Annotated in this window: 17 protein-coding genes; 12 read left to right on the forward strand and 5 right to left on the reverse strand. The window is 52.0% G+C overall.

Translation table 11 applies throughout. The features are described from left to right. The first annotated feature begins 214 nt into the window (after positions 1-214). The 3 genes from AYI96_RS01785 to AYI96_RS01795 all read left to right on the forward strand — a co-directional run bounded on the left by AYI96_RS01785 (position 215) and on the right by AYI96_RS01795 (position 6,898). The gene (locus tag AYI96_RS01785; protein WP_039034834.1) at positions 215-931 is read left to right on the forward strand and encodes a response regulator transcription factor; all 717 of its coding nucleotides are present in this window, start codon (positions 215-217) and stop codon (positions 929-931) included. Between the two features lie 52 nt (positions 932-983). Beyond that, positions 984-3,152 carry a tetratricopeptide repeat protein gene (locus AYI96_RS01790; protein ID WP_186299992.1) on the forward strand — a complete coding sequence of 723 codons (2,169 nt, stop codon included), beginning with the start codon at positions 984-986 and terminating at the stop codon, positions 3,150-3,152. Between the two features lie 290 nt (positions 3,153-3,442). Continuing rightward, on the forward strand, positions 3,443-6,898 hold the full coding sequence (locus AYI96_RS01795) for a S8 family serine peptidase (protein WP_071476146.1): 3,456 nt from the start codon (positions 3,443-3,445) through the stop codon (positions 6,896-6,898). A gap of 69 nt (positions 6,899-6,967) precedes the next feature. Here AYI96_RS01795 and hslU read toward each other — a convergent pair whose 3' ends face one another. The 4 genes from hslU to argS form a co-directional block, all read right to left on the reverse strand. Then, positions 6,968-8,293: an HslU--HslV peptidase ATPase subunit gene (hslU, locus tag AYI96_RS01800; RefSeq protein ID WP_100142985.1), complete on the reverse strand. Its 1,326-nt coding sequence runs from the start codon at positions 8,291-8,293 to the stop codon at positions 6,968-6,970. Positions 8,294-8,314: 21 nt separating this feature from the next. Beyond that, the gene (gene hslV / locus AYI96_RS01805; protein ID WP_025009255.1) at positions 8,315-8,839 is read right to left on the reverse strand and encodes an ATP-dependent protease subunit HslV; all 525 of its coding nucleotides are present in this window, start codon (positions 8,837-8,839) and stop codon (positions 8,315-8,317) included. Between the two features lie 227 nt (positions 8,840-9,066). After that, positions 9,067-9,636, reverse strand: coding sequence for an SPOR domain-containing protein (locus AYI96_RS01810; RefSeq protein WP_039034831.1), 570 nt, complete (start codon positions 9,634-9,636; stop codon positions 9,067-9,069). 3 nt (positions 9,637-9,639) lie between these two features. After that, entirely contained in the window at positions 9,640-11,385 is a 1,746-nt protein-coding gene (gene argS, locus AYI96_RS01815; RefSeq protein ID WP_144360879.1) for an arginine--tRNA ligase, read from the reverse strand. Between the two features lie 291 nt (positions 11,386-11,676). On the opposite strand from argS, the gene AYI96_RS01820 reads away from it, so the two are divergent. After that, a complete protein-coding gene (locus tag AYI96_RS01820) occupies positions 11,677-12,354 on the forward strand; it encodes a DedA family protein (protein ID WP_144360880.1) in 678 nt (225 codons plus the stop codon). A 54-nt stretch (positions 12,355-12,408) separates the two neighbouring features. On the opposite strand, the gene priA is transcribed toward AYI96_RS01820, so the two are convergent. Next, the gene (gene priA, locus AYI96_RS01825; RefSeq protein WP_039034828.1) at positions 12,409-14,604 is read right to left on the reverse strand and encodes a primosomal protein N'; all 2,196 of its coding nucleotides are present in this window, start codon (positions 14,602-14,604) and stop codon (positions 12,409-12,411) included. A gap of 253 nt (positions 14,605-14,857) precedes the next feature. Here priA and AYI96_RS01830 point away from each other — a divergent pair, with 253 nt between their 5' ends. The 8 genes from AYI96_RS01830 to AYI96_RS01865 all read left to right on the forward strand — a co-directional run bounded on the left by AYI96_RS01830 (position 14,858) and on the right by AYI96_RS01865 (position 24,219). Continuing rightward, positions 14,858-15,679: a FimV/HubP family polar landmark protein gene (locus AYI96_RS01830; protein ID WP_186299994.1), complete on the forward strand. Its 822-nt coding sequence runs from the start codon at positions 14,858-14,860 to the stop codon at positions 15,677-15,679. A 125-nt stretch (positions 15,680-15,804) separates the two neighbouring features. Then, positions 15,805-16,017: a 50S ribosomal protein L31 gene (rpmE, locus tag AYI96_RS01835; RefSeq protein ID WP_025009259.1), complete on the forward strand. Its 213-nt coding sequence runs from the start codon at positions 15,805-15,807 to the stop codon at positions 16,015-16,017. A gap of 823 nt (positions 16,018-16,840) precedes the next feature. Further along, positions 16,841-17,803, forward strand: coding sequence for a DmsE family decaheme c-type cytochrome (locus AYI96_RS01840; protein WP_144360882.1), 963 nt, complete (start codon positions 16,841-16,843; stop codon positions 17,801-17,803). Between the two features lie 15 nt (positions 17,804-17,818). Further along, positions 17,819-19,813 (forward strand): MtrB/PioB family decaheme-associated outer membrane protein, encoded by a 1,995-nt coding sequence (locus AYI96_RS01845; protein ID WP_071475517.1) that lies wholly within the window; start codon positions 17,819-17,821, stop codon positions 19,811-19,813. A gap of 28 nt (positions 19,814-19,841) precedes the next feature. Further along, a complete protein-coding gene (locus AYI96_RS01850; RefSeq protein WP_144360883.1) occupies positions 19,842-22,358 on the forward strand; it encodes a DMSO/selenate family reductase complex A subunit in 2,517 nt (838 codons plus the stop codon). 14 nt (positions 22,359-22,372) lie between these two features. Beyond that, positions 22,373-23,053, forward strand: coding sequence for a DMSO/selenate family reductase complex B subunit (locus AYI96_RS01855; protein ID WP_039034824.1), 681 nt, complete (start codon positions 22,373-22,375; stop codon positions 23,051-23,053). Positions 23,054-23,103: 50 nt separating this feature from the next. Then, positions 23,104-23,766, forward strand: a complete 663-nt coding sequence (locus AYI96_RS01860) for a molecular chaperone (RefSeq protein ID WP_071475516.1) — start codon at positions 23,104-23,106, stop codon at positions 23,764-23,766. Positions 23,767-23,778: 12 nt separating this feature from the next. Continuing rightward, on the forward strand, positions 23,779-24,219 hold the full coding sequence (locus AYI96_RS01865) for a hypothetical protein (RefSeq protein ID WP_039034823.1): 441 nt from the start codon (positions 23,779-23,781) through the stop codon (positions 24,217-24,219). Positions 24,220-24,228: the final 9 nt, after the last annotated feature.

Here is a 24,228-nt window from a genome sequence, read left to right on the forward strand (position 1 = left end):
CCTGTTTAAAATCTGCCTTTGCTCGGCTTGATGCTGACACCCCAGGTTGTCACCTTTGGATTTTGTGCCAAGCTGAACTTTGTATCTGGAGTTGCCCTCGGACCGTTTTTTGGGCCCTTCCCCTGAGAAGCATTAATCACACTTGAGATACAAAGTTTGAATTTTGTACATAATTACATACAATCAAATTCATAGCTTTCGGGGATGTGACATCATGGATTTGAGTGAATTTATCCTGTTGGTTGATGACGATCAGGAATTAACAGAGCTGCTGAGTGGCTTTTTGACCAAGAATGGCTTTGAGGTCCGAACCGAAGCCAATGGTGTAAATGCCGCCAGACGCATTATTGACGAACGCCCCCGATTGGTGGTGTTGGATGTCATGCTGCCAGAGATGGATGGACTTTCTATCTGTCGCGAAGTTCGTAGTCGTTATCCCGGCCCCATCCTGATGTTAACCGGGTTAGGGGATGATATTGATGAAGTTGCCGGGCTTGAAACCGGAGCGGATGACTATATTGCCAAGCCGGTTCGTTCCCGGGTGCTGTTGGCGCGTATTCGCAGCTTGCTGCGCCGCTCGGAACGACAAGAAAGCCAAGTTCAGGAACCAAGAGCAAATCAGAGTGAGACCCATTTGGCTGTCAATGGTTTGCGTCTGGACAAGCTGGAGCGGACTGCAAGTTTGAATAACCAAGATCTTGAACTTACCCTGGCCGAGTTTGAACTGCTGTGGCTTTTGAGCAAACATGCTGGCCGGACTCTCGCGCGGGATGCTATTTGCGAACACTTTAAAGAGCTGGGTTATGACAGCACACCGCGCACTATAGATCTTCGAATTTCTCATCTGCGACGCAAGATGGATGATGATCCCAAAGAACCCTCCCTAATTAAAACGATACGTGGTCAAGGCTACGTACTGACCCTGAGTTAAGATGAAAGTCTTCTTGGTAGTTTCCAGATTTCAAGGCCGTTCTGGGGCGTTAATGCCCTGGCTCTTGGGATTGTTACTGCTGATATTGCTGCCATCTTGTCAGGAAGCGGAACGTTCATCTTTGGTCTCGGATGAGCATAGTCAAATCCTCGAACTGCTTGATTTGGCTGCCGCCTCACGCCATCAAGACCCAATCAAAACCATAGACTACAGTACACAGGCTCTGCGACTACTGGAAATTGAGCCTGACCCAGGTTCCGAGGTGATGGCGCTCAGTAATCTGGCCTGGGCGAAAATGATGTTGGGGGAGTTTGCCGAGGCTGCGGACTTTGGCGAAGCTGCGTTGACTTTGGCCGAGGAGCAGCAGCAAGCTGAGATCTTGGTGGTACCGCTCAATGTCGCCGGTCTGATTTATTGGCGTCAGAGTCAGTTGGATAAGGCTCTAACCTATTATCAGAGAGCGCTTACAGTTGCCAATAGCCTGAAAAACAGTTCTTTTGAAGCGACCACCTACAACAATATGGGTCTTATCTACAGTGATAAGGCTGAATATCAGTTGGCACTGGAGTGTTTTACCAAGGCCAGGGATCTACATAGAGGACTGGACGACTCAAGAGCATTGGCGCTGGCGTTGAATAATATTGCAGGTATTCATGCGACTTTGGGCGATTTTGGTGAAGCGCTGGCAAATCAACAGGAGTCTTTGAGGATCAGGGAGCAGTTGGATGATAAGTCAGGCGTGGCGGAATTGCATCACAATATGGGGATCACTTATGAGCACATAGGTGATTTGCAGGAGGCTATGGCGCAGTTGCAATTGGGACTGCAGGGATTCGAGGCCTTGGATGACAAGACCGGAATGGCACAGGCGCTGACAGCTCTCGGGACAGTGCAGCAAAAATTGAATAGAAAGGTGGCGGCCAAGGCTGCCATGAAACAAGCTCTGATCTATGGTGAAGAGCTTAAAGACGGTAATGTCACTGCCACGGCTTTAATGAGTCTTGGTAAGCTTTCCTTGGACATGGGCGAGTATCCTATTGCCCGGCGTTATCTGGAGCGAGGCCTGGCTACAGCCGACCGATTGGGGCTGGTCGCCTTGCAAGCCCAGGGAAGGCTGAGTCTCGCTGATTATTTTTTGGCGACCAACGATGTGGATATTGCCCGTGAAAGAGCCGAGCAGGCATTGCAATTGGCGCTTGCCAGTGGCGATCGTGGTCAGCTCAGAGATACCTATGAACTCTTGTCAAAAATACATGAACGTAAAGGTAATTATCGCCAGGCGTTGTTAAACCATAAAGAGTTTAAAAGTATCAATGATGCGCTTTTTAATGCCAACTCCAGTGAGCGTCTGGCATGGCTGCGCAGTTCATTTGAAGATGAAAAACGCCAGCGACAAATCACTTTGCTGGAAGGCGAGAAAGCCTTGCAACAAGAGGTTATCAAACAACAAAAGTTTACCCGCAATCTTTGGATCGTGGCGCTGGTAGCGGCTGCGGCTATTCTGCTGCTGCTCTATGGTCGTCATAGTCAATCGCGGGTAAATCAAGCCTTGCAACGCTCGATAAAGATGCAAAGCGATCTAATGCAGGCAGTGGCGCACGAGTTCAGGGCGCCACTGGCCAGGGTGCAACTGGCTTTTGATATGCTCATCGAAGCCGAGGAGGACGAAAGGCCGCAATTGGAAGACAGGGTACTGCGGGGCCTGGAAGAGTTGGATGAGCTGATCCGTGAAATCGTCAAGCTGATTAAAGCCGAAGGAAGTCCGAGGCGAGCGCCAACAGAGTCTTTGTCGCTGGCGCCATTATTGCAAACTTTGGTGGTAAGGCAGCATCCCTTGTTCCCCGAGAAAAAGATCACCTTAACGCCAGTTGATCCTGAAATATCTGTCATTGCCAGTAAGAAGCATTTGGAATGGGCAATAAACAACTTGCTATCCAATGCATTGCGACACTGCCATCAAGAGGTTCGGCTCAGTTGTCAGCTTGAACAAGGGCAGGTGAATATCATAGTGGACGATGATGGTCCCGGGGTGCCGACTGCAGAAAGAGAACGGATTTTTGAACCTTTCATCCGTCTCGATCCCAGTCGCACCCGTGCCACCGGCGGTATAGGCTTGGGGTTGGCCATCGCTCGACGATTGGCCGAAAATAGTCGGGGGCAAATTCGTGTCGGCGATAGTCCAATGGGCGGGGCGAGATTCGAACTCGTTTGGCCCTGTTAACTTCTTGTTCCTGCTAAATATACCTGCCATCAAATTGTATTTCTTTAGATACACTTCATAACATTCCTTGCTGTTTTTAAGCGGATCTTAGCGTTCTTCAGTTCTTTACCCTGGTGAGACTCAGCTAGTTTTTGCTGCTGAGGATCCACTTTGCTTGGAGTGATGGTGTAAGAACGCTATTGTTAAAAAAGTTTCTTTTTTGTTTGAATTTTGTTTGTTTCGTGTCTAGATTGTATGTGTTCGCATACATAACGATTATAGCGAGCACTCTTAATCACAGGAGACTACAAATGAGAAAGCCGCATACTCGCTTGAGCCGATTGACTTTGGCCATGCTCTCTACTTCCCTGATGGCAGTGACGGTTCCGTCACTTGCCGCCAAGAAACTAGAACCCAAACAAGACTTCGATAATGCCTCTGTTATTGTTAAATTCAAAGAAACCGCAAAGAAAGCGGACCGTAAGCAGTTAATGGCTCAATTCGGTTCTTCATTCAAAGATAAAAACCATGATGGCGTTGATGATCGATTTCGCCATATTGCCAAGGGTCGACTGGCTGAATTGACAGTTCCCCGGGGGCTGGATGCCCGCGCTATGGTGGAACGGCTCAAGCACAACCCCCACATCGAATACGCTGAACTCAACCACAGATTTTATCCTTCGGTTATCCCCAACGATCCAAGCTACGGCCAGTTGTGGGGTATGCCAAAAATCAATGCGGAGCAGGCCTGGGAGATGGAAATGGGCTCGCGAGAGGTAGTCGTTGGGGTGATAGATACAGGTTTTGACTACACTCACCCGGATCTGCGAGACAATATTTGGGTGAATCCCAATGAGGTCCCCAATAACGGTATCGACGACGATGGCAACGGTTATATTGATGATATTCACGGTATTTCAGCCATTAATGATAACGGCAATCCGCAGGATACCCATTACCATGGCACGCATGTTGCGGGAACCATAGGGGCGACCGGCAATAATGGCTCGGGAGTGGTTGGGGTCAACTGGAATACTGCCATGGTAGGTTGCTCTTTCCTGGGTAACCAAGGTGGTACCACGGCAGATGGTATTCAGTGTATTGATTACATGGTTGATTTGAAAAACCGTGGCGTAAATATCCGAGTGTTGAACAACTCCTGGGGCGGTGGCTCATTCAGCCAGGCTTTGGAAGATGCTATTACGGCAGCCAATAATGCCGACATTCTGTTTGTCGCCGCGGCCGGTAATGATGCGATTGATAATGATGTCAATGACAGCTGGCCCGCCAACCATGATGTACCCAATGTGATGGCCATTGCCTCTACTACTCGCGATGATGAAATGTCTTACTTCTCTCAGTGGGGGCTTAATACGGTTGATATGGGGGCTCCAGGCTCGGATGTTTATTCCACTGTTCCAGGGAGTGATTACAATACCCTGAGCGGGACTTCCATGGCGACTCCCCATGTGGCAGGGGCTGCCGCTTTGATTTTGGCCGCCGATCCAACCCTGACTACGGCCGATGTCAAGAATATCCTAATGTCTTCTGGCGACCCCATTGCAGCATTGGAAGGTAAAACCGTGACAGGTAAGCGCTTGAACCTGGAGAGTGCCTTGAACATGGCCGGTGCCGGTGGTCCTGGTTATTATCTGCTGGTGAGTCCTGCCAGTCGCACTGTGAACCAAGACTCGTCTGTGACCTTTGATATCGACATGAACGCCGTGGGTGGCTATAACGGCAATGCCAGTTTCAGTGCTGATGTGCCAGCGGGCTTGAATGCAGCGGTGAGCTTCTCCAGTAACACAGTACCGGCCGATGGTCGCACCACAATGACAGTCTCCACAGATGTCAATACTACCCTGGGCAATCACATCATTACTATTAATGCAGTTGATGGTGATATCCACAAGAGTATCGATGTCAGTCTGCTGGTGTATCCTGCCGGTACGTTCAGCACTACCTACAGCAATGAAAATCCGCTGGCGATCCCCGATGACAATGCCGATGGTGTAAGTAGCGTAATCAATGTACCAATCAACCTGACATTGACGGACCTCGTGGTCAATCTGGACATAGCACATACCTATATAGGTGATTTGCTGGTGACTTTGACTTCGCCCAGCGGTCGCACAGTTACCCTGCATAATCGTACCGGCGGCAGTGCTGATAACCTGGTAGCCAGTTATGCAGTGGAAGACTTTGATCTGGAAGAGGCTTTAGGTGATTGGATTCTTCACGTCACAGATTCAGGATTCCGTGATACCGGTACTCTCAAAAGTTGGAGCATGGATGTTACAGGTGGATCTCAGCCTGGTACCAATCTGCCTCCTACAGTGACTATAGGTGCTAACCTGCAAAATGCTCTATATTTGCCGGGTGATGTAGTCAATTTCGTTGCTGATGCAACCGACTCAGAAGATGGTGATGTTCGTGCCTCACTGGTGTGGACTTCCAGCCTCGATGGTCAAATCGGCACAGGTGGAAACTTCTCCCGCTCGGATTTGAGCCAGGGGACTCACCAGATCACAGTGACAGCCTTTGACAGTCAAGGTGTGGTGAGCAGCCGTGAGTTCTTTCTGTACATTGTTAGTGACGGCACCGTTGTTTCCTATGAGGACAGCAGGGTTCAATCCATCCCTGATATGGGAAGTGTGGTAGCTGAGATTAATGTTCCCCTTGGTGTGAAGATCAAGGACATGAGCCTGTTTGTGGATATTATGCATGGCTTCAACAACGACTTGTTGATCCATTTGGTGTCTCCGAACGGTACTACGGTTGAGATCTTCGATGTGCGCGGTCCGAACGATAACTACCGCGATCTGATTAAAACATTCTATCCTGTTGAGTTTAATGGAGAAGTAGCTACAGGTATTTGGCAATTGGTCATTAGGGATGAATGGAGCGGTGACGCAGGTCGACTGAACAAATGGAGTTTGACTTTTACCCACGACGGTATTGGTAGCACACCTGTTAACGCAGCTCCGGTTGTTGGTATTAGCGCTCCAGTGGGGGGCAGCAGTTTTATTGAGGGTGACACTGTGGCCTTTATGGGCTCTGCCAACGATGCGGAAGATGGTGATGTAGCTAATACCCTGGAGTGGACATCCGATCTGGATGGCCTGATTGGTCAAGGCGCGTCCTTTAGCACCAACAGCCTGAGCGTGGGGCAGCATACAGTGACGGCCAGCGCAGCCGATAGCCAGGCTGCCAATGGTGTGGCCCTGGTAACTTTGACAGTGGAAGCTGCGCCTGTGAATGAATTGCCAAGCGCAGAGTTCAGCTTCCAGGTGAATCATCTGGATGTGAACTTTGCCGATGCTTCCGGTGATAATGATGGGGCTGTGGTCGCTTGGGCTTGGGACTTCGGTGATGGCAATATTTCATCACTGGCCAATCCAAGCCACAGTTATGCCTCTGGTGGTAGCTATGAGGTGACGCTGACAGTGACAGACAACAGTGGCGCCAGTCACAGCATCAGCAAGCAGGTGAGCGTTGCCGCGGCTATCAGCCTCAGTGGTGCCGGCAGTACAGACGGTAGCAAGGTGAATGTCAACTTGAACTGGAATGGCTCGTCAGCCCGAGCCGTCGACATTTATCGTGATGGTCAACTGATCGACAGTACCCGAGATAGAGGCAGCTATAAGGAACGTTTCAACAGCAGTGCCGAAAGCTTTGAATACAAGGTATGTGAAGCCGGCAGCAATATCTGCTCTGAACTTATCACTGTGACCCCTGAGTTAAGCCGCAAAGGAAAAGGTAAGTAACCTATTTGGTTTGTATTGAAAGCCGCCTTAGTTAAGGCGGCTTTTTTTGTTTTCAGTGTTAAGACCGGCTTACAGAATGAAGCGACTCAGATCTTCATCCTGAACCAGGTTGTCCAGGTGAGCATCGACATATTCGGCATCGATAACAAACTTGCTGCCGGACTTGTCGCTGGCCTCGAAAGAGATGTCTTCCATCAGCCGCTCCATCACAGTGTGCAGCCGACGGGCGCCAATGTTTTCGGTACGCTCGTTGACTTGCCAGGCGGCCTGGGCGATACGGTCGATACCCGACTCGGTAAATTCGATGCTGACTCCTTCGGTGCCCATCAAGGCCACATACTGCTCGGTGAGCGAGGCGTGGGGCTCGGTGAGGATCCGTTTGAAGTCGGAGGCGGTCAGGGCATCCAGCTCGACCCGAATCGGCAGACGGCCCTGCAGTTCGGGGATCAGATCCGATGGCTTGCTCATCTGGAAGGCGCCGGAGGCGATAAACAGAATGTGGTCTGTCTTTACCATGCCGTGCTTGGTGTTGACTGTGCAGCCTTCCACCAGCGGCAAAAGGTCACGCTGTACCCCTTCGCGGGACACATCCGGGCCTGAGGTTTCGCCGCGCTTACAGATTTTGTCTATCTCATCGAGGAACACTATGCCGTGCTGCTCGACCAGCTCAATAGCCTGCTCTTTGAGATCTTCCTGGTTGACCAGCTTGGCGGCTTCCTCTTCGACCAGTTGCTTGTAGGCATCCTTGATCTTGAGTTTCTTGCGCTTGCTCTGTCCCTGACCCATGTTCTGGAACAGGCTCTGCAGCTGGTTGGTCATCTCTTCCATGCCGGGAGGCGACATGATTTCGACACCAATTTGCGGCGCCGAGACATCGATTTCGATCTCTTTGTCGTCCAACTGGCCTTCACGCAGTTTCTTGCGGAACACCTGGCGGGTGTGGGACTTGTCCTCGGTTTCCTGATCCCAATCGTTCTTTGGCTTGGGCAGCAGGGCATCGAGAACCCGCTCCTCGGCGGCTTCTTCGGCGAGGGAGCGGCACTTCTTCATCTGCTGCTCGCGGGTTAGTTTGACCGCGGCGTCGGTGAGATCGCGGATGATCTGCTCCACTTCCTTACCCACATAGCCCACTTCGGTGAACTTGGTCGCTTCAACCTTGATAAAAGGCGCATTGGCCAGCTTGGCCAGACGGCGGGCGATCTCTGTCTTACCAACACCGGTTGGGCCTATCATCAGAATATTCTTCGGGGTCACTTCCTGGCGCAAGCCGGCATCCAGCTGCATGCGGCGCCAGCGGTTACGCAGGGCTACTGCGACAGAGCGTTTGGCCTTCTGTTGGCCTATGATGTGCGCGTCCAGTTCGTGGACGATTTCGCGGGGTGTCATTTCAGACATAATACTTCCTCACGCTCGGGATCAGTAATTCAGTTCTTCTATAGTCTTGAACTGGTTGGTAAATACGCAGATATCGCCGGCTATGGTCAGCGACTTCTCGGCAATATCACGGGCACCCAGTTCGGTGTTTTCCAGCAGCGCCAACGCCGCGGCCTGGGCATAGTTGCCACCTGAGCCTATGGCGATAAGATCATGCTCCGGCTGCACCACATCGCCATTACCTGTGATGATCAGTGAGCTTTCATGATCGGCCACCACCAACATGGCTTCGAGTTTTCTCAGGGCTCTGTCACTGCGCCAGTCTTTGGCCAGTTCGACCGCCGACTTCATCAAATGCCCCTGATGCATCTCCAGTTTGGCCTCGAAGCGTTCAAACAGGGTAAAGGCATCGGCGGTGCCACCGGCAAAACCGGCCAATACTTTATTGTGGTACAGGCGGCGTACTTTGCGGGCATTGCCTTTCATCACAGTGTTGCCCAGAGACACTTGGCCGTCACCGGCGACAACAACCTGATTATTACGGCGTACAGATACGATAGTGGTCACGATAGATCCTCTTCTCGGGCGGACGGCGCGTCCGTCATGGGTCAAATCCCCAGGGGCTGCTGCATGAAACGGCCCATTGGGGGCACAGCAAGGCCAACTAATGAGGTGATAGTTTTCTATATGGGGTTGGGGACAGGAATATCAAGTGCCCGGCAGCGGCTTTCGTGCTGAAAAACAAAAAGGCTGCAAATCTTATTGTTTGCAGCCTTTAAATTGAGGAGGGGAGTTTAATCTTCCCAGAACCAGATCATACAGCCGTTGAGACCGGCTCTTTGCAGCACGTGGCGCTGCCGCTCGGCATCGCGCTTGCTGTCATAGGGGCCGAGTACCACCTTGTACCAGACACCACTGGTGCCTTGCACCTTGCGCACCTGGGCTTCAAGCCCCTGGAAGGCGATCACGGCTTTCATCTCGTCGGCCTGGGATTGCACCCGGAAGGAACCGCACTGCATCTGATAAGGGCGAGATGGCTTGTTGCTCTCTTCCGGCAGATCCACTTCTACCTGTTTGTTTTCCAGCTCCTTGAGGTAGGTCCACTCCTCTTTGGGCTTGGGCGGCAAGGCGTTGGGGTCTTTCTTCTGTGGCACCGGCTTAGTCTGTGGCTGAGGCTTAGCCACTTCGGCCTCGGGGGCGCTGCTCTTCAGGCTCCAGAGGAAATAGCCAAAGCCGGCCACCACGGCCACTACCACCACAAGCAACAGCACAGGAAAGCCTTGCCTGGGCTGCGGTTGCTTGCGAGCGCCTCGCTTGGCTGGCTTGCGGGGCTTGGGTTTGCTATTGGCGTAATCGCGTCCCATGGATTACATGCGCTCCAGAGTCTCGATACCCAGCAGTGACAGGCCCTGCTTAAGGGTCTTGGCGGTCAACTGAGACAGCAGCAGACGGCTGTGCTTCTGGGTTTCGTTATCGGCCGCCAGCACGGGGCAGGCTTCGTAGAAGCTGGAGAAGGCTCCGGCCAGTTCAAACAGATAACCACAAAGTACATGGGGTTGGCCCTTGTCGACCATACGGGCAAGGATTTCACCGAACTGGGCCAGCTTGTTGCCCAGCTCTTTTTCCTTGTCGTGTTCCAGAGCGATAACGGCATTGCTCAGATCCACATCTTCGGCCCGCTTGAAGATCCCGGCAACCCGGGTATAGGCGTACAGCAGGTATGGCGCTGTGTTGCCTTCAAAGCTCAGCATCTGATCGAAGCTGAAGATATAGTCGCTGGCGCGGTTCTTCGACAGATCGGCGTATTTCACCGAGGCGATGCCCACCACTCGGGCGATTTCGGCCAGAGTGTCTTCGTCCATGTCGGGGTTCTTGCTGCGTACCAGCTCCAGCGCCCTGACATTGGCTTCATCGAGCAGGTCCACTAGTTTCACCACCCCGCCGCTGCGGGTCTTGAATGGTCGGCCATCTTCACCGTTCATGGTGCCAAAGCCCATGTGTTCCAGTGTCATTTCCGGGCGCACAAAACCTGCGGTGCGGGCCAGGCTGAACACTTGCTGGAAGTGCAGCGCCTGGCGCAGATCCACGAAGTAGAGGGCGCGATCGGCATGCAGGGCACCCGAGCGATAGCGCATGGCCGCCAGGTCTGTGGTGGCATAGAGGTAGCCGCCATCAGCCTTCTGAATGATCACCGGCAGGGCTTCACCGTCTTTGTTACGGAATTCTTCCTGGAATACCACCTTGGCGCCGTTACTTTCAGACAGCAAGCCTTGGGCATCCAGATCTTTGACCACCTGTTCCAGATCGTCGTTGTAAGCACTTTCACCATGGACATCGGCGCGGGTCAGGCTGACGCCCAGGCGCTGATATACGTCATGGCAGTGGCTCAGAGAGATATCGTTGAACTCACGCCACAGCTTGTTGCAGTACTCGTCACCGGATTGCAGCTCGACTACCAGCTGGCGGGCGCGGGTGGCAAATTCGGCCGACTCGTCGAAACGCAGTTTGGCAGCACGATAGAAGCTTTCCAGATCCGACAACTCCAGGTTGGCGTTTTCGCCATTTTGCGCCCGCAGCTCTTCCATATAGGCCAGCAACATGCCGAACTGGGTACCCCAGTCGCCGACGTGGTTTTGGCGGATCACCTTGTGACCGAGAAACTCCAGCGCCCGCACAACGCTGTCGCCAATGATGGTGGAGCGCAGGTGACCTACGTGCATCTCTTTGGCGAGGTTAGGGGAGGAGTAGTCCACTACCACGGTTTGCGACTTGGGCAGACTCACACCCAGATGCTCGTCGGCCAGTGCCGCCTGCAGCTGTTTGGCCAGGGCATTGTCATCAATAAAGAAGTTGATAAAGCCGGGGCCGGCTATTTCTACCTTGGCCACATGGCTTGACGCAGGCAGGTTGTCGATGATCAGTTGTGCCAGCTCCCGAGGCGGCTTGCCGGCAGCTTTGGTCAGCATCATGGCCAGGTTGGTGGCCAAGTCGCCGTGACTCTTATCCTTGGTTCGGTCTACCTGAATCCTTGGCGCAGTCTCTTCGGGGATCAGCCCCTGTTGTTTCAAAGTGGCTACTGTCTGTTCAAGCAAAGATTGGATATGTGATTTCATTGGCGTTTTATCGACACTGACTGATAAAGGTTAAAAGGGGAATAACCGCACATTCTAGCGCTTTCGGCGGTAACATTGCTATCACCAGTATGGTTTTATCAGCAAATTTTGTTGTTGTCTGGGTTTGCTGTTGCCTGTGACCTTTTAAGATCACTGTTATTGATAAAGAGGGATGAATCTTTGTTTAATAATCGCTGATCTTTATTTTTGGGGAGTATGATGTCGATCCTGTCTTCCCCCAAGTGCCGATTTTGCCATCGGCATGCGTCGATAGTTTCAATGGAGATATAGATGCTGGACTCCATCACCACAGTGTTACAAGCCATTTGGCAGCAGGATTTTACCGCGCTGCATGCTCCGGGTATTGCCCTGAGTATCTATGTTTGCATCTTCAGTTTTATTTTCCTGGAGAGTGCTTTGCTGCCGGCGGCCCCCTTGCCTTGCGACAGTGTGGTCATACTCTCAGGCACCCTGGCGGCCATGGGGATCCTCAACCCTTGGCTGGTGTATCTGTTGCTGTTTGCGGCGGCCGCAGGCGGCAGCTATTTGGCATTTGTTCAGGGGCGGCTGCTCAATCGTCTGCCCAGGGTGCAGGGCTGGGTCTACAAGGTGCCGCCCGACAGTCTGGCGGCAGTGGATAAACTCCTTGGTCGTCATGGGCTGGTGGCACTCTTCTGCGCCCGTTTTCTGCCGTTGGTGCGTTCGCTGCTGCCTTTGGTGATGGGCGTGCGCATGGCCTGTATCAAGAGCTTCTATTTTTTTGCGGCCCTGAGCGCCTTCTTCTGGGTGGGACTGTTGGTATCACTGGGCTATATGATGCCGTTTCTGCCGGAGCGGATCAGCAAGCTGTTGACCATGGCGTTGATGGCGGCGCCGGTGATTACTCTGGTATTGGTGCTCGGCAGTTGGCTGACCTATAAGCTGCTGCGCAAGCCGCAGGATAGGCAGGGGCCTCACGGTCAATTCTGAGCCGGATTAAAGCCGTTCAAGGGAGTTACAGCAGATCCTGCGGACTCTTATCAGTTACAGCAGATCCTGCGGATCTCGATCCAGACTCCAGCGGCAGCGCTTGGCCTCGGGCAGCTGTTCGGCCTGGGGCAACAGCTGTTCAAACACCTGTTGCAGCCTGCGTCTGTCCTTGGCCTGGGCCAACAACTGGCGCCGATACTTGCCGGCCTTGCGATCCAGCGGCGCCGGCAGCGGGCCTATCACTTCAAAATCCTTGTCCATGGGTAACATGGCGGCAAAGGCCGCCAGAAAGGCATCAGCATCCTCGGCGCGGTGGGATTCGGCGCGGATCAGCACCATATGCCAGGCCGGGGGCAACAGTGCCTGCTGGCGCTCATTGAGCTGGCTGCGGGCAAACTCGCCATAGCCTCTGTGAAGCAGGTCCCTGAGTAAGGGGTTGTCGCTCTGATGAGTCTGCAGCAGCACAGTGCCCGGCTTGCTGGCGCGACCGGCGCGACCGGCTACCTGGGTATAGAGTTGGCCGAAGCGCTCAGGGGCCCGAAAATCGGCGCTGAACAGGGCGCCATCCACATCGAGTAGTCCCACCAGGGTGACATCGGGAAAGTGATGTCCCTTGGCCAGCATCTGGGTGCCTACCAATATCTTGTATTCGCCGCGATGAATGGCGTTTAAGTGCTGTTCCAGCGAGCCTTTACGGCTGGTGGTATCCCGGTCGATTCGCACCACGGGATACTCGGGAAATTCCTTGCTGAGCGCCGCCTCCAATTGCTCCGTGCCTATGCCCTGGCCTTGTAACATGGTGCTGCCGCAGTTGTGGCACTGGCGTGGAATCGCGTATTGGTTGCCGCAGTGGTGGCAGCGAATTTCGCCGAGGGATTGGTGCAGGGTGAAAAATGCATCACAGCGATCGCACTCATGCAGATGGCCACATTCGTGGCACAGCAGGGCAGGGGCAAAGCCGCGGCGATTGAGAAACAGCAACACCTGGTTACCGGCCTGCAGATGCAGGCGCATCTCGTTCAGCAGCGGTTGCGACATGCCCGCCTGCAGCGGTTGGTTGCGGATATCTATCAGTCCCTGACGCACCTTGAGGGCATTGCCGGCCCGCTCTCCCAATTGCAGATGCTGATAGCGGCCGCTGAGGGCGTTTTGCAGGCTTTCCAGCGACGGCGTCGCGCTGCCCAGCAGCACAGGAACCTGCTCCAGGTGGCCACGCATGACGGCCAGATCCCGGGCGTGATAACCCACGCCTTCCTGCTGTTTGAAACTGCTGTCGTGTTCCTCATCGAGAATGATGATCCCGGGCCAGGCCATGGGAGTGAACAGCGCCGAGCGGGTGCCGATTATGATGGCCGCCTCGCCACTGCGGGCCAGGCGCCAGGCGTCGAGGCGCTGCTTGTCGGTCAGGCCGGAATGGATCACGGCAACCGTGACTTTGAATCTGCGTTTGAACCTGTTAATGGTTTGCGGCGTCAGGCCGATTTCCGGCACCAGGATCAGCGCTTGTTTACCTGCTTTGAGTATGGTTTCCAGTACCGCCAGATAGACTTCTGTCTTGCCTGAGCCTGTGATCCCTTCCAGCAAGCTGCACTGATAGCCGCTCTGGGCATTGAGGCTGGCGACCGCCACGGCTTGCTCCGGGTTGAGCCTGTGAGCTTCTTCCCCCAGTTCAAGCTTTTGCCGCCATTCAAGATTGGCGCTGACTGACCGTTCTCTCTGCTCGGCCCAGCCCTTGTCCAGCAGCCCCTTGATGGCACTCTTGCTCAGCTCCAGCGCGTTGACCTCTTCAGTGGTCAGTTCCCCCAGTTTGAGCTGTTGCAGCAGTTTGCGTTGGGCGGGAGCCCGTTTCAACGACTCCAGCGTGGCCTCCTGGCCCGCACTGGTCAGACACAGATAACTGATTTTCTCCGGCGCGGCATCGGCACCCTTGCGCAGCGCTACCGGCAGAGCCTGGGTCAACATCTGCCCCTGGCTGCAGAAATAGTATCTGGCGGCCCAGAGGGTCAGTTGGTACAGCGCCGGTGGCAGCAATGGCGCGCTGTCCAGCACTTGATATACCGGCTTGAGTTGTTTGGGCTCGAGTTCGCACTCATCACTCAGGCCTGTCACCAGGCCTATGAGTTGCTGGCGGCCAAAGGGCACCCGCACCCGCATCCCCGGCTCGAGTGGCCAGGGACAGGCTTTGGGCATCAGGTAACTGAAGTTCTGCCGCATGGGAACGGGAAGGGCAACTTCGACAAACTGCGGCATAGTCAGAATTTTCGCAAATGATCACGGCACATGTTGCCCGTCAGTTTACTCAGGCTAGAATGAGAGAACCAGCCCCGGAAACAAAAAGCCGCAAAACCGCAGCTTGAATCTGCTGACTTAACGAATCCAAACCAAAGAACTTAAGCCAGAGAACCTAAGCCAGAGAGCCTAAGCCAGAGAATCCAAGCCGGATAGCCTAAACTGGGTAATTTAAAATCAAACAGAGAGGATAGGGATGAGAGCGGGTTTACTGATGCTTGTACTCATGTTGTTAACGTCTGTTACCAGAGCAGAAACCGCCCATGTCAGTATCAATCAAAGAATGTTTGAGCTTGGGCACTTGCCCATGCTCAAGGTCAATGTGGTGGCCGACAGTGAGGATATGACTCGGCTGGAGTTTATTGTCAGGCAGCAAGGTGCGGCGGAAAAACTCATGGTGCAACCCATTAACCGTTACATGGTGTTGCTGCTGGGGATAGATGAAGTGACCGACAAGCAGGCCGAATTACTGGTGCGGGAATACCGAATCAATCGCTGGCATGAACTCAAACGCTTGCCCTTGTTCGATACATCGGTGCCTGTGGCGCTGCGTTCCAACCGTGCCCGGGTCTTTGGTGAGCAGATGCCGAGTGAGTCACAGCGGGCTGCAGTGCAAGCCACAACAGGAGCAAGCGAAGCTGTGCAATTGTCAGCCGTTCAAGCTCAAAGGGTTCAAGAGGTCGCCGTTCAAGCCGATGCCGAGCCTCAAAGTCCTGGTATGTCCTCGGCATCCCTGGCTATTGTAGCACCAGGCTCTAAGGTGAAGGCGCCGCCAATTGAGAAGCGTGAGCCGGGATGCATGCTGGATTTCGATGGTACGGAAACCCTCTGGCGGGTGGCCAGCCGCTATGCCGAGAACAACCATACCCATGTCTATGGCGCCATGCTGGCTATTTTTGAGGCCAATCCCAAGGCCTTCAGCCGCGGTAATATCCGCAACCTTCGCAGTGATGCCAAGCTGCACTGCCCCAGTAGCCGCTTGCTGCAGTCCTATGAGGATAAAGCTGCGGCCAAAGAAAAGTTCGAGCAGATGTAGTCACCTACTTGTCAGCGCTGGGCAGATACTGTACTATTCTGCGCCCTGAACTTTTGATATTAACCGCATGTGGTGTCCGACTTCGGGTTGGAAGAGCGACATGGCCTTAACTTGAGGTAACCCCAATGAAACCAGGTATCCATCCTGAATACGCAGAAATCACTGCAACTTGTACTTGTGGCAATGTCATCAAAGTAAACTCTACTGCAGGCAAAGCTCTGCACTTGGACGTTTGCGGTGCATGTCACCCTTTCTACACTGGTACTCAGAAAGTTGTTGATACCGGTGGTCGTATCGACAAGTTCAACAAGCGTTTCGGTATGCTTGGCAAGAAGTAATTGCCACTGCAACCAATCGAAAAGGCGTCCATGGGACGCCTTTTTTGTTGCTTCAGGAGTCATGCTGTTGTGACTCAGTTCGGAGGCTTCCTGGTTAATGAGAGTTTGATGTTGAGTAGTGTTTGCCGTCGGGCCTGTTATCTAGAGATGTGAGTGTTACACCCTGGGTTCCAGGGGAATTGCAGTGAGCCACGCATTGCATCCAGTAGCCGATGCAGGGCACACATGGGACTTGTTCACAGCTTCCTTATGTTCAATATTTACGGGAGTGATACCTCTTATTTGCATGCTTTTTATCCCATCCGACAAGTTAACTCAGAGTGCTGATGGAACTTGTTAAAACCTTTCTTATTCCTAATCCTGAAAATAAAGTTATTTATTAAATAATAAAATACTTATCAATAATTGAAATAATATATGTCCTATATGATTTTCATTCTCATATTCGTTGTTTATGTTTTAATAATACATATTTTTTGAGTCTTTTTAAATTGTGATTCATATCAATCATGCAATTATTATGCAGCTATTTCGTTGTTACATTCTTTTTCGTTAATTATTTCAACATCTACCCATTTGGTTAACGACTTTGTTTTTTTTAATTGTTATTCAAAATGTTATCTTTGGTCAATTTATTGGCTTTTATTGGTTGTAATGTGGTTTTGAGTGATCTGTGTCATATTGTTGTGTTGTTTTATATGTTCATCCCAAATTTGAGATATGGAAATGCAACATTTGATAATTCGAAAAGTGAATGCCTTAGAATTGTGTTTGGGAGAAAACTGTCTCCTTTTTAAGTGAAATAGATAATAAAGGCCGGAGAATGATTAAATCTATCAATAAAGGCTGGAGTTTTTGCCTATATGCGCTAAGCGCTGTCTTATTGTTTTCAACTGCTTTGGTTCAGGCTACCCCTTGGGATAATTTAACTGCAACCGAGCTTGAACAGCAATTAACTGAAAAGTTCAGTGATGGGAAATATTCCCCTAAAGGCGCTGATTCCTGTCTGATGTGCCATAAAAAAGATCCCAAAGTTATGGCGCTGTTTAAAGGAACCCATGGCGGGATGAATAATAGCCGTTTACCTATGGCTGGACTTCAATGTGAAGCTTGTCATGGCCCCATGGGTAAGCATAACCGTGGCGGTAAGGAGCCTATGATAAGCTTCGGCCCGGAGTCCAAACTCTCAGCTGAAAGTCAGAATAGTGTTTGCCTTGATTGTCACCAGAATACGGAACAGATGGCTTGGCACAACAGTTTGCATAATCTGGAGCAGGTAGCCTGCGCCGATTGCCATCAGGTGCATGCCGCCGAAGACCCCATGCTCAATCCTTTGCGGATTAACGAGGCCTGCACCAGCTGCCATACTCGTGCCAAGGCCGATATGAGCAAGCGTTCATCCCATCCGCTCAAGTGGGATCAGATGACCTGTATCGATTGCCACAACCCTCATGGTTCCTTGACCGAAAGTGCACTGAAGCAGAGCAGTATCAATACCACTTGCTATGAATGTCATGCCGACAAGCGTGGCCCTGTATTGTGGGAACATGCTCCTGTGGTGGAAAACTGCGCCAACTGCCACAACGCCCACGGCAGTGTGAACGAAGCCTTGCTGAAAGCCCGGGTACCCCAGTTATGTCAACAATGCCATGCCGACGATGGTCATGCCTCAAGAGCTGTATCTCAAAGTGGTATTAACGCTTTTGGCTCCGGCAAGAGTTGTTTGAACTGCCACAGCCAAATCCATGGTTCTAATCATCCAGCCGGCAGTATGCTGTCCCGTTAAGCAGGAGTGTTGAAGATGAGATTTCCTTTGAATCTGTTGACTGTGGCACTACTGGGTGTTTCAGGAACTGTTGTGGCTGCCGATTTTGGGGTTAGCCGTGCCAATACAGATAAGGTCAATACTGCCGGTTTTCAATGTCGGCAGTGTCAGTTGACACCAGGCTTGGCCGGTGAGGCTACAGTGAATGCCGGGTACAACGACAGTGATGATATCCACAGCGGTAATGCTTTTGGTGATGATCATGATGGTATCGTCGCCAGTGTCGATGCTGCACTTGGTTACCGCACCGAAAACGGGTATCGCAGCCAACTGCGGGCCCATAATTTGGGTCAGGATAACGGCTTTGTCAGCCTTAAAAGCGGTCGCCCCGGCAAGTACCAGATGACGCTGGATTATCGCAGCTTGACCCGTTATGAGAACGGCAACGTTGGCACCGGACTTTGGCATAACCAGGGTATGCTGCAACCCGATGATACCCTGCGTTACCTGGATCTGGAACTGGAGCGGCAGCAGGCTGGAATAGGCTTTCGCTATGACTTCGGTCAATTGGCCCAAATCGGTGACCTGAGCAGTTATGTTCGCTATGACAGAGAAGAAAAACAGGGCCACCGCAGTGCCAGTTTGATGACTCCAAGGCCGGTCAACTTCGCTTTGCCGGTGGATGAGAGCAACGACAAGTTGCGGGCCGGGTTACAGCTCAGCGGCGACAATTGGTTTACTGAATTGGCGTATCAAGGTAGCCAATACAAGAATGACATCAACAATTTAAGTCTGCCTTATGCCAGTGATATCTACAGCGCCGCACCGGACAATCAGGCCCATCAACTGACATTGAACGGCCAGTACCGGTTGAGCAACACGGTGATCAGCGGCCGGGCAATTGCCGGACGGATGATCCAGGATGAAGGCCTGATCCAGATGACGGGAAATCCGCTGCAAAGCTGGGATGGTCAGGTAGATACCCTGGACGCCAATCTGGCCGTCAGCACCTTGGTCAATAGTCGTTTGCGCCTGGGGGGACAATTGGATTACCGCAAGCGCGACAATGATTCTACTGTTGCCGAATTTGTGCAGCTTGAATTCAACCCAGTCAGTGGCGCTATTCGGCAAAATCCTTTGCTGGATTCTGAACGTCAGGCACTGAAACTCAATGCCAGCTACCGCTTGGCGCCGGGTTACCGACTCCAGACTGGTTACGACTTCAAACAGCTTGATCGCAGCTATGGTGAGCGGGAAGAAACCCGTGACCACAACCTGTGGGCCAAGCTGGGTATGCAGCTTTTTACTCCGCTGAAGCTTGATCTGAAAGCCAGTTTTGGTGAGCGGGATGGCAGCCGCTATGAGGCGGCCGAACTGACCTCCAGCGAAACCCAGAGCCTGCTGCGCAAGTATCACCTGGCTGATCGACGCCGGACCGCAATGGAACTTGGGTTGCAGTACACACCGCTGAGCTGGATGACGTTGGACCTGAACAGTCACTATGCCTTTGATGATTATCAAGAAACAGTCATTGGTCTTACTGAATCCCGCGATTATGGCTATGACCTGAACCTGACAATGCAGTTGAGTAAGCAACTGAGTGTTTACGGTTTCGTTGGCCAGCAGTGGATTGCATCGAAACAGAGTGGCGACCAAAGCGCGACTTGGTATGGCGACATCGATGACAGCTTTATCAACCTTGGGGCAGGTATCGCCTATAGCGGCTTGCTGGACGACCGCCTGACCTTGGGGGCTGACTATCAATTTGCCGATTCCGAGGGGGAAACCTGTATTGGAAGCGCTCAGTACGATGACTATTACAGTTTTAATCATAGTGTTGAGCTATACGGCCGCTACCACTTGAATGATGCCATGGCTCTGAAAGTGTCGTACCGGTACGAGCGTTACTTCGATACCGATGGCAGCGATGTCGGTATTGATGCCGTCACCGGCCTGACTACTTTGGGCGTATTGAATCATAACTATAACGCCCATCAGCTGATGTTCTCTTTCAGCTACCTGTTGCCTTGAGCAAACTTAAATCGTGAGGATAAATATAATGGAACGCAGAAGTTTCTTGAAAATGAGTGCCGCCCTGGGTTGCGCTGCAACAGTGTCTGGCTGTAATTCCAGCTCTGATGACGCCAATGTTGTCCCGCCAAAGCCACCTGTCAGTGATGAGCAGATAAACTGGTCATCCTGCTTGGTTAACTGTGGCTCCAACTGTCCGATTAAAGTGTTCAGTCGTGATGGCATTATTACCCGGGTAGAGACAGATCATGAGGTAGAAGATGTCTACGGTCTTCATCAAATTCGTGCCTGCGCCCGTGGTCGTTCGTTGCGCCAACGTGCATATGCACCGGATCGCCTGAAAACACCAATGAAACGGGTAGGGGAAAGGGGAGAAGCCAAGTTTGTGCCGATCACCTGGGATGAAGCAACTCAAACCATCGCAGATAATTTGCAGCGGGTGATTAATCAATATGGTAACAAGGCCGTATTCCGCAGTTATGGCTCAGGCGCCTATTATGGCTTTGCCTCCAATGCCTGTTTTAACCGCTTGTTTAACCTGGTAGGTGGTTGCCTTAACGCTTACGGCAACTACTCTTGGGCTCAGCAGATGGAAGCGGCCAAACATACTTTCGGGACAGGGAGTACTCAAGGCTCGTCGACCATAACTCTGGAACACAGTGACTTTTTCCTGGGCTTTGGTTACAACCCAAGTGAAATTCGTCAATCCGGATCGGGTGAAGGGTACGACTACCTGCAGGCCTTGATGAAAAATAATGGCCTTAAAGTGGTGATGATTGATCCTCGCTATACCGATTCTATGCTGGGCAAAGAGTCCATGTGGTTGCCTATTCGTCCCGGAACCGATGCGGCGTTTGCCGAAGCTGTTGCTTTCGAGATGATCAGCACAGGTTGGGTAGATGCCAATTCACTTGGCTTTATCAATGAGTATGCAGTGGGGTATGACGCGGCCTCCATTGAGAAACAAAAAGCATTGTTTGCTGCTAGCAGTGATGCCAAAGAGCAAGAATATGCGGCCTGTATGGACAGCAGCGATAACTACCATGATTACATCATGGGGGTTGGTAAGTTTGCCGCTCAAGGCGCGCGCACGCCTGAATGGGCCGAGAAAATTACTGGCATCAGCGCTGCTTATATCCGTCAGGTGGCCGAAGATCTGATGAATGCCAAGGCTCCCTATATCGTGGCCGGTGCCGGGGTTAACCGCCAGGCCAACGGTGAACAGAGCATGCGTGCCCTGTATATGCTTTCTGTACTGACAGGTAAGCTGGGTACGCCAGGCGCCTCCAACGGTGAGCTGCCTTATATGAGCAGCATGTCACGTGCAGGTATTCCCACGGGGTCCAACCCGGTTAAGGAAGCTATCTCCTTCTTTACCTGGACTGAAGCGATTGAAAACGGTGAGAATTTTACTGCACGTACTCACGGTATTCGCGGAACTGCGGATCCCGATGAGAAACTGGGCAGCAATATTCATTTTGTGTTCAGTGCCTCGGATAGTTCTTTGCTGAACCAGCACGCTGAAATCAATAACACAGCGCGTATTTTACGTGATGCTGAAGACTTGTTTATCGTTTCCTGCGATTGCTGGATGACTCCAGGGGCTAAGTTTGCCGATATCATACTTCCCGATACCAGTTGGCTGGAGTCCAATGACTTGGTGAATGACTCATATGCCTCAGGTTCGCTTGGGTATTTGACCGCCATGTCTGCCGCGGTAAAACCTATGTGGGATTGCAAGTCCATGTATGAAGCCGCAGCCATGATCGCTGAGAAAATGGGTGTTGGTCAGCTGTTCACTGAAGGCAAAACCGAAGCTGATTGGTTGGAAGAACTTTATCAGAAAACCAAGAGTGCCAGCGCTAACCTAGGTGTCAGTCCGGCTTTCCCTGCCAGCTATAAAGAGGCCCAGAAAATAGGGGTATTCCGCAAGAATATGGGCGACAAATATGTTGCTCTGGATAGCTATGTCAATGGTGGCAAAGCGTTATCTACGCCTTCAGGCAAGATAGAGATTTATTCTGCAGAGCTGGCTTGGCGCGCCAAAAACTGGGAACAGAACAAGGTAAAAGGTGACTCCATTACAGCCATTCCTCAGTACACGGTGACTTGGGATGGTTATGAGGATCAGGACGCCATAGATGCAGGCTTCCCGCTGCAACTTGCAGGTTATCACACCAAGGGGCGCACTCACTCCAGCTACCACAACGTGCCTTGGTTGCGTGAGGCTGTGGAAGATGCTGTGTGGATTAACCCCATCGACGCGGCTGCCTATCAGTTGACTGCCGGTGATGTGGTCGAAATGTACAACGAGCGGGGATCTATTGAGGTCAAGGTTCGGGTTACTCCTCGAGTGGCGCCAGGCGTCGTGGCATTGGGGCAAGGGGCCTGGTACCTGGCTGATGCCAATGGCCGCATTGGACAGTCCGGAAAAGTGATCGATGTCGGCGGGGCAATCAATACTCTGACCCGTTATATCCCAAGCCCGGTGGCCAAGGGGAATCCTCAACACACCAACCGTGTTCAGCTCATCAAAAAAGCGTAAGGGAGCACTTGTAAATGAATCAATCTACTCAATACGGCTTTTATGTCGATACCACCAAGTGCACTGGTTGCAAGGCCTGTCATGTATCTTGCAAAGACCGTCAGGGTGATTTGCTGCGCGCCAATAATAAACCTTTGGCCAATGGCGTCCCCAGCCTGAAAGGCGTCACCTGGCGCCGGGTTTATGAATACTGTGGTGGTAGCTGGTCTGTGGATCCCAATACCCAGACTTATAGTCAGGATGTATTTGCTTATTATATGTCCATTGGCTGTAACCATTGCAGCGAACCTGTGTGCGTCAAAGCCTGTCCAACCGGTGCTATGCACAAGCGTCGTGAAGATGGTTTGGTGCATGTCGAAGAATCTCTGTGTATTGGCTGTGAAAGCTGTGCCAGAGCTTGTCCGTATGACGCACCACAGATAGATAGAGAGCGCAAAGTGATGACCAAATGCGATGGTTGTCACGAACGCTTGGCTGAAGGGCGCCAACCTGTCTGTGTTGAGTCCTGCCCAATGCGAGCGCTGGACTTTGATACCATGGACAACTTGCGCGCCAAGTATGGTGACGGTGATGGTCATATCGCCCCCTTGCCCAGTGAATCGATAACTTCCCCTAACCTGATCATCAAGGCAAACCGCCATGGTCAACCCGCGGGAAGTGGTGCCGGCAAGGTGCTTAACCCTACTGAGGTGTAACTGGAAAACAGGCGCCCGTGGGCGCCTGTTTTTGTCCATCAGGAGATAAGATGTCTAAGTCTTTGTCTAATATAGATTTCATTCAATATCAAGGGATAGCACGTCTTCTGCATCATCTGCTTTACGGCTACCCTAAACCTGAGTTGATCACCGAATTAAAGGTCAATCAAGTTGCCGAGACTTGGCCTGAGCTGGCTGCTCGAGACGGTAACAGGATCGGTAGGGAAGCACTGGCTAACTATTTGCAGCAATGGGACGAGACTCAATTTCTGGATCTGCAACTTGACTATGGACAACTGTTTTTCGGTCCCGGTGAGCCTAAAGCTGTACCTTATGGTTCTGTTTATTTGGGTGAAGAACAAGTGTTGAATGACAGAAGCACTCTGGCGTTGATGGATTTTTATCAGGTTCATGATGTCAGTTTGCAGCTACCGGCAAGGGATCCGGTCGATCATATCGGCCTGTTCTTTAGCGTGTTGGATGCCAGTTTTGGACGCTTGGCAGCAGAGCCGGATAACCAGAGATTAGTGCGTTTTACTCAGGTATTACTGCAACAGCATCTTCTTCCTTGGGCGGAGCGCTGCCTTGAGTTGGCTGCCGAGCATGCACAAACTGAGTTTTATTTTGCAGTTGCATTGCTGGCCAGGGATTTTTTGCTGCAGCTGACAGAGGATTTTAATCTCATACCTATGCCTGCAAGATTGTTTCGGTAAGAGGAGTCTGGGGTGAGTGTTATTCATGCTTTGGGAGCTCAGTGGCAGAAGGCCGAATTTGCAGAGCATTTGGCTAAGGCCCTGGCAACCCGTCCTGCGGTTTGCGAGTTATCCGGTGGGGCTACCTCTTTGACCACCCTGTGTAACCTGGTAGCGGCCATCAGTTATCGGCCCGATGATCCCCGCTTTAGCCAAACACAGATAGATGATGGTCTACTGTTATCTGTATTTTTTGATTGTTTCAGGCTCTTGTTTATCAAGGAAGTACAGCAAGAATCAATCACTCAGGCCGAGCAGCAGATACTGCATTTGGCCCCCAAGTTGGCAGCCGAGCTGTCCGTCGGGGCCTTGAGCGAATCTCAGCAACTGCAGCGGCAGCAATTGTTGGAGATCAGCTCTCAGTTGGAGTCCTTATATACGCAGCGACGCCAACTCAGTCGCAATATGGGGTGAAGTTAAACT

Origin of the sequence: Shewanella sp. MSW (assembly GCF_007636515.1) — a bacterium.
Classification (GTDB): Bacteria; Pseudomonadota; Gammaproteobacteria; order Enterobacterales; family Shewanellaceae; genus Shewanella; species Shewanella indica.

Coding starts and splice junctions, on each gene's coding strand:
- AYI96_RS01795 (WP_071476146.1), top strand. CDS start 3,443: ATGAGAAAGCCGCATACTCGCTTGAGCCGATTGACTTTGGCCATGCTC.
- AYI96_RS01820 (WP_144360880.1), top strand. CDS start 11,677: ATGCTGGACTCCATCACCACAGTGTTACAAGCCATTTGGCAGCAGGAT.
- AYI96_RS01830 (WP_186299994.1), top strand. CDS start 14,858: ATGCTTGTACTCATGTTGTTAACGTCTGTTACCAGAGCAGAAACCGCC.
- rpmE (WP_025009259.1), top strand. CDS start 15,805: ATGAAACCAGGTATCCATCCTGAATACGCAGAAATCACTGCAACTTGT.
- AYI96_RS01840 (WP_144360882.1), top strand. CDS start 16,841: ATGATTAAATCTATCAATAAAGGCTGGAGTTTTTGCCTATATGCGCTA.
- AYI96_RS01855 (WP_039034824.1), top strand. CDS start 22,373: ATGAATCAATCTACTCAATACGGCTTTTATGTCGATACCACCAAGTGC.
- priA (WP_039034828.1), bottom strand. CDS start 14,604: ATGCCGCAGTTTGTCGAAGTTGCCCTTCCCGTTCCCATGCGGCAGAAC.
- AYI96_RS01850 (WP_144360883.1), top strand. CDS start 19,842: ATGGAACGCAGAAGTTTCTTGAAAATGAGTGCCGCCCTGGGTTGCGCT.
- AYI96_RS01810 (WP_039034831.1), bottom strand. CDS start 9,636: ATGGGACGCGATTACGCCAATAGCAAACCCAAGCCCCGCAAGCCAGCC.
- AYI96_RS01790 (WP_186299992.1), top strand. CDS start 984: ATGCCCTGGCTCTTGGGATTGTTACTGCTGATATTGCTGCCATCTTGT.
- AYI96_RS01785 (WP_039034834.1), top strand. CDS start 215: ATGGATTTGAGTGAATTTATCCTGTTGGTTGATGACGATCAGGAATTA.
- AYI96_RS01860 (WP_071475516.1), top strand. CDS start 23,104: ATGTCTAAGTCTTTGTCTAATATAGATTTCATTCAATATCAAGGGATA.
- AYI96_RS01845 (WP_071475517.1), top strand. CDS start 17,819: ATGAGATTTCCTTTGAATCTGTTGACTGTGGCACTACTGGGTGTTTCA.
- hslU (WP_100142985.1), bottom strand. CDS start 8,293: ATGTCTGAAATGACACCCCGCGAAATCGTCCACGAACTGGACGCGCAC.
- argS (WP_144360879.1), bottom strand. CDS start 11,385: ATGAAATCACATATCCAATCTTTGCTTGAACAGACAGTAGCCACTTTG.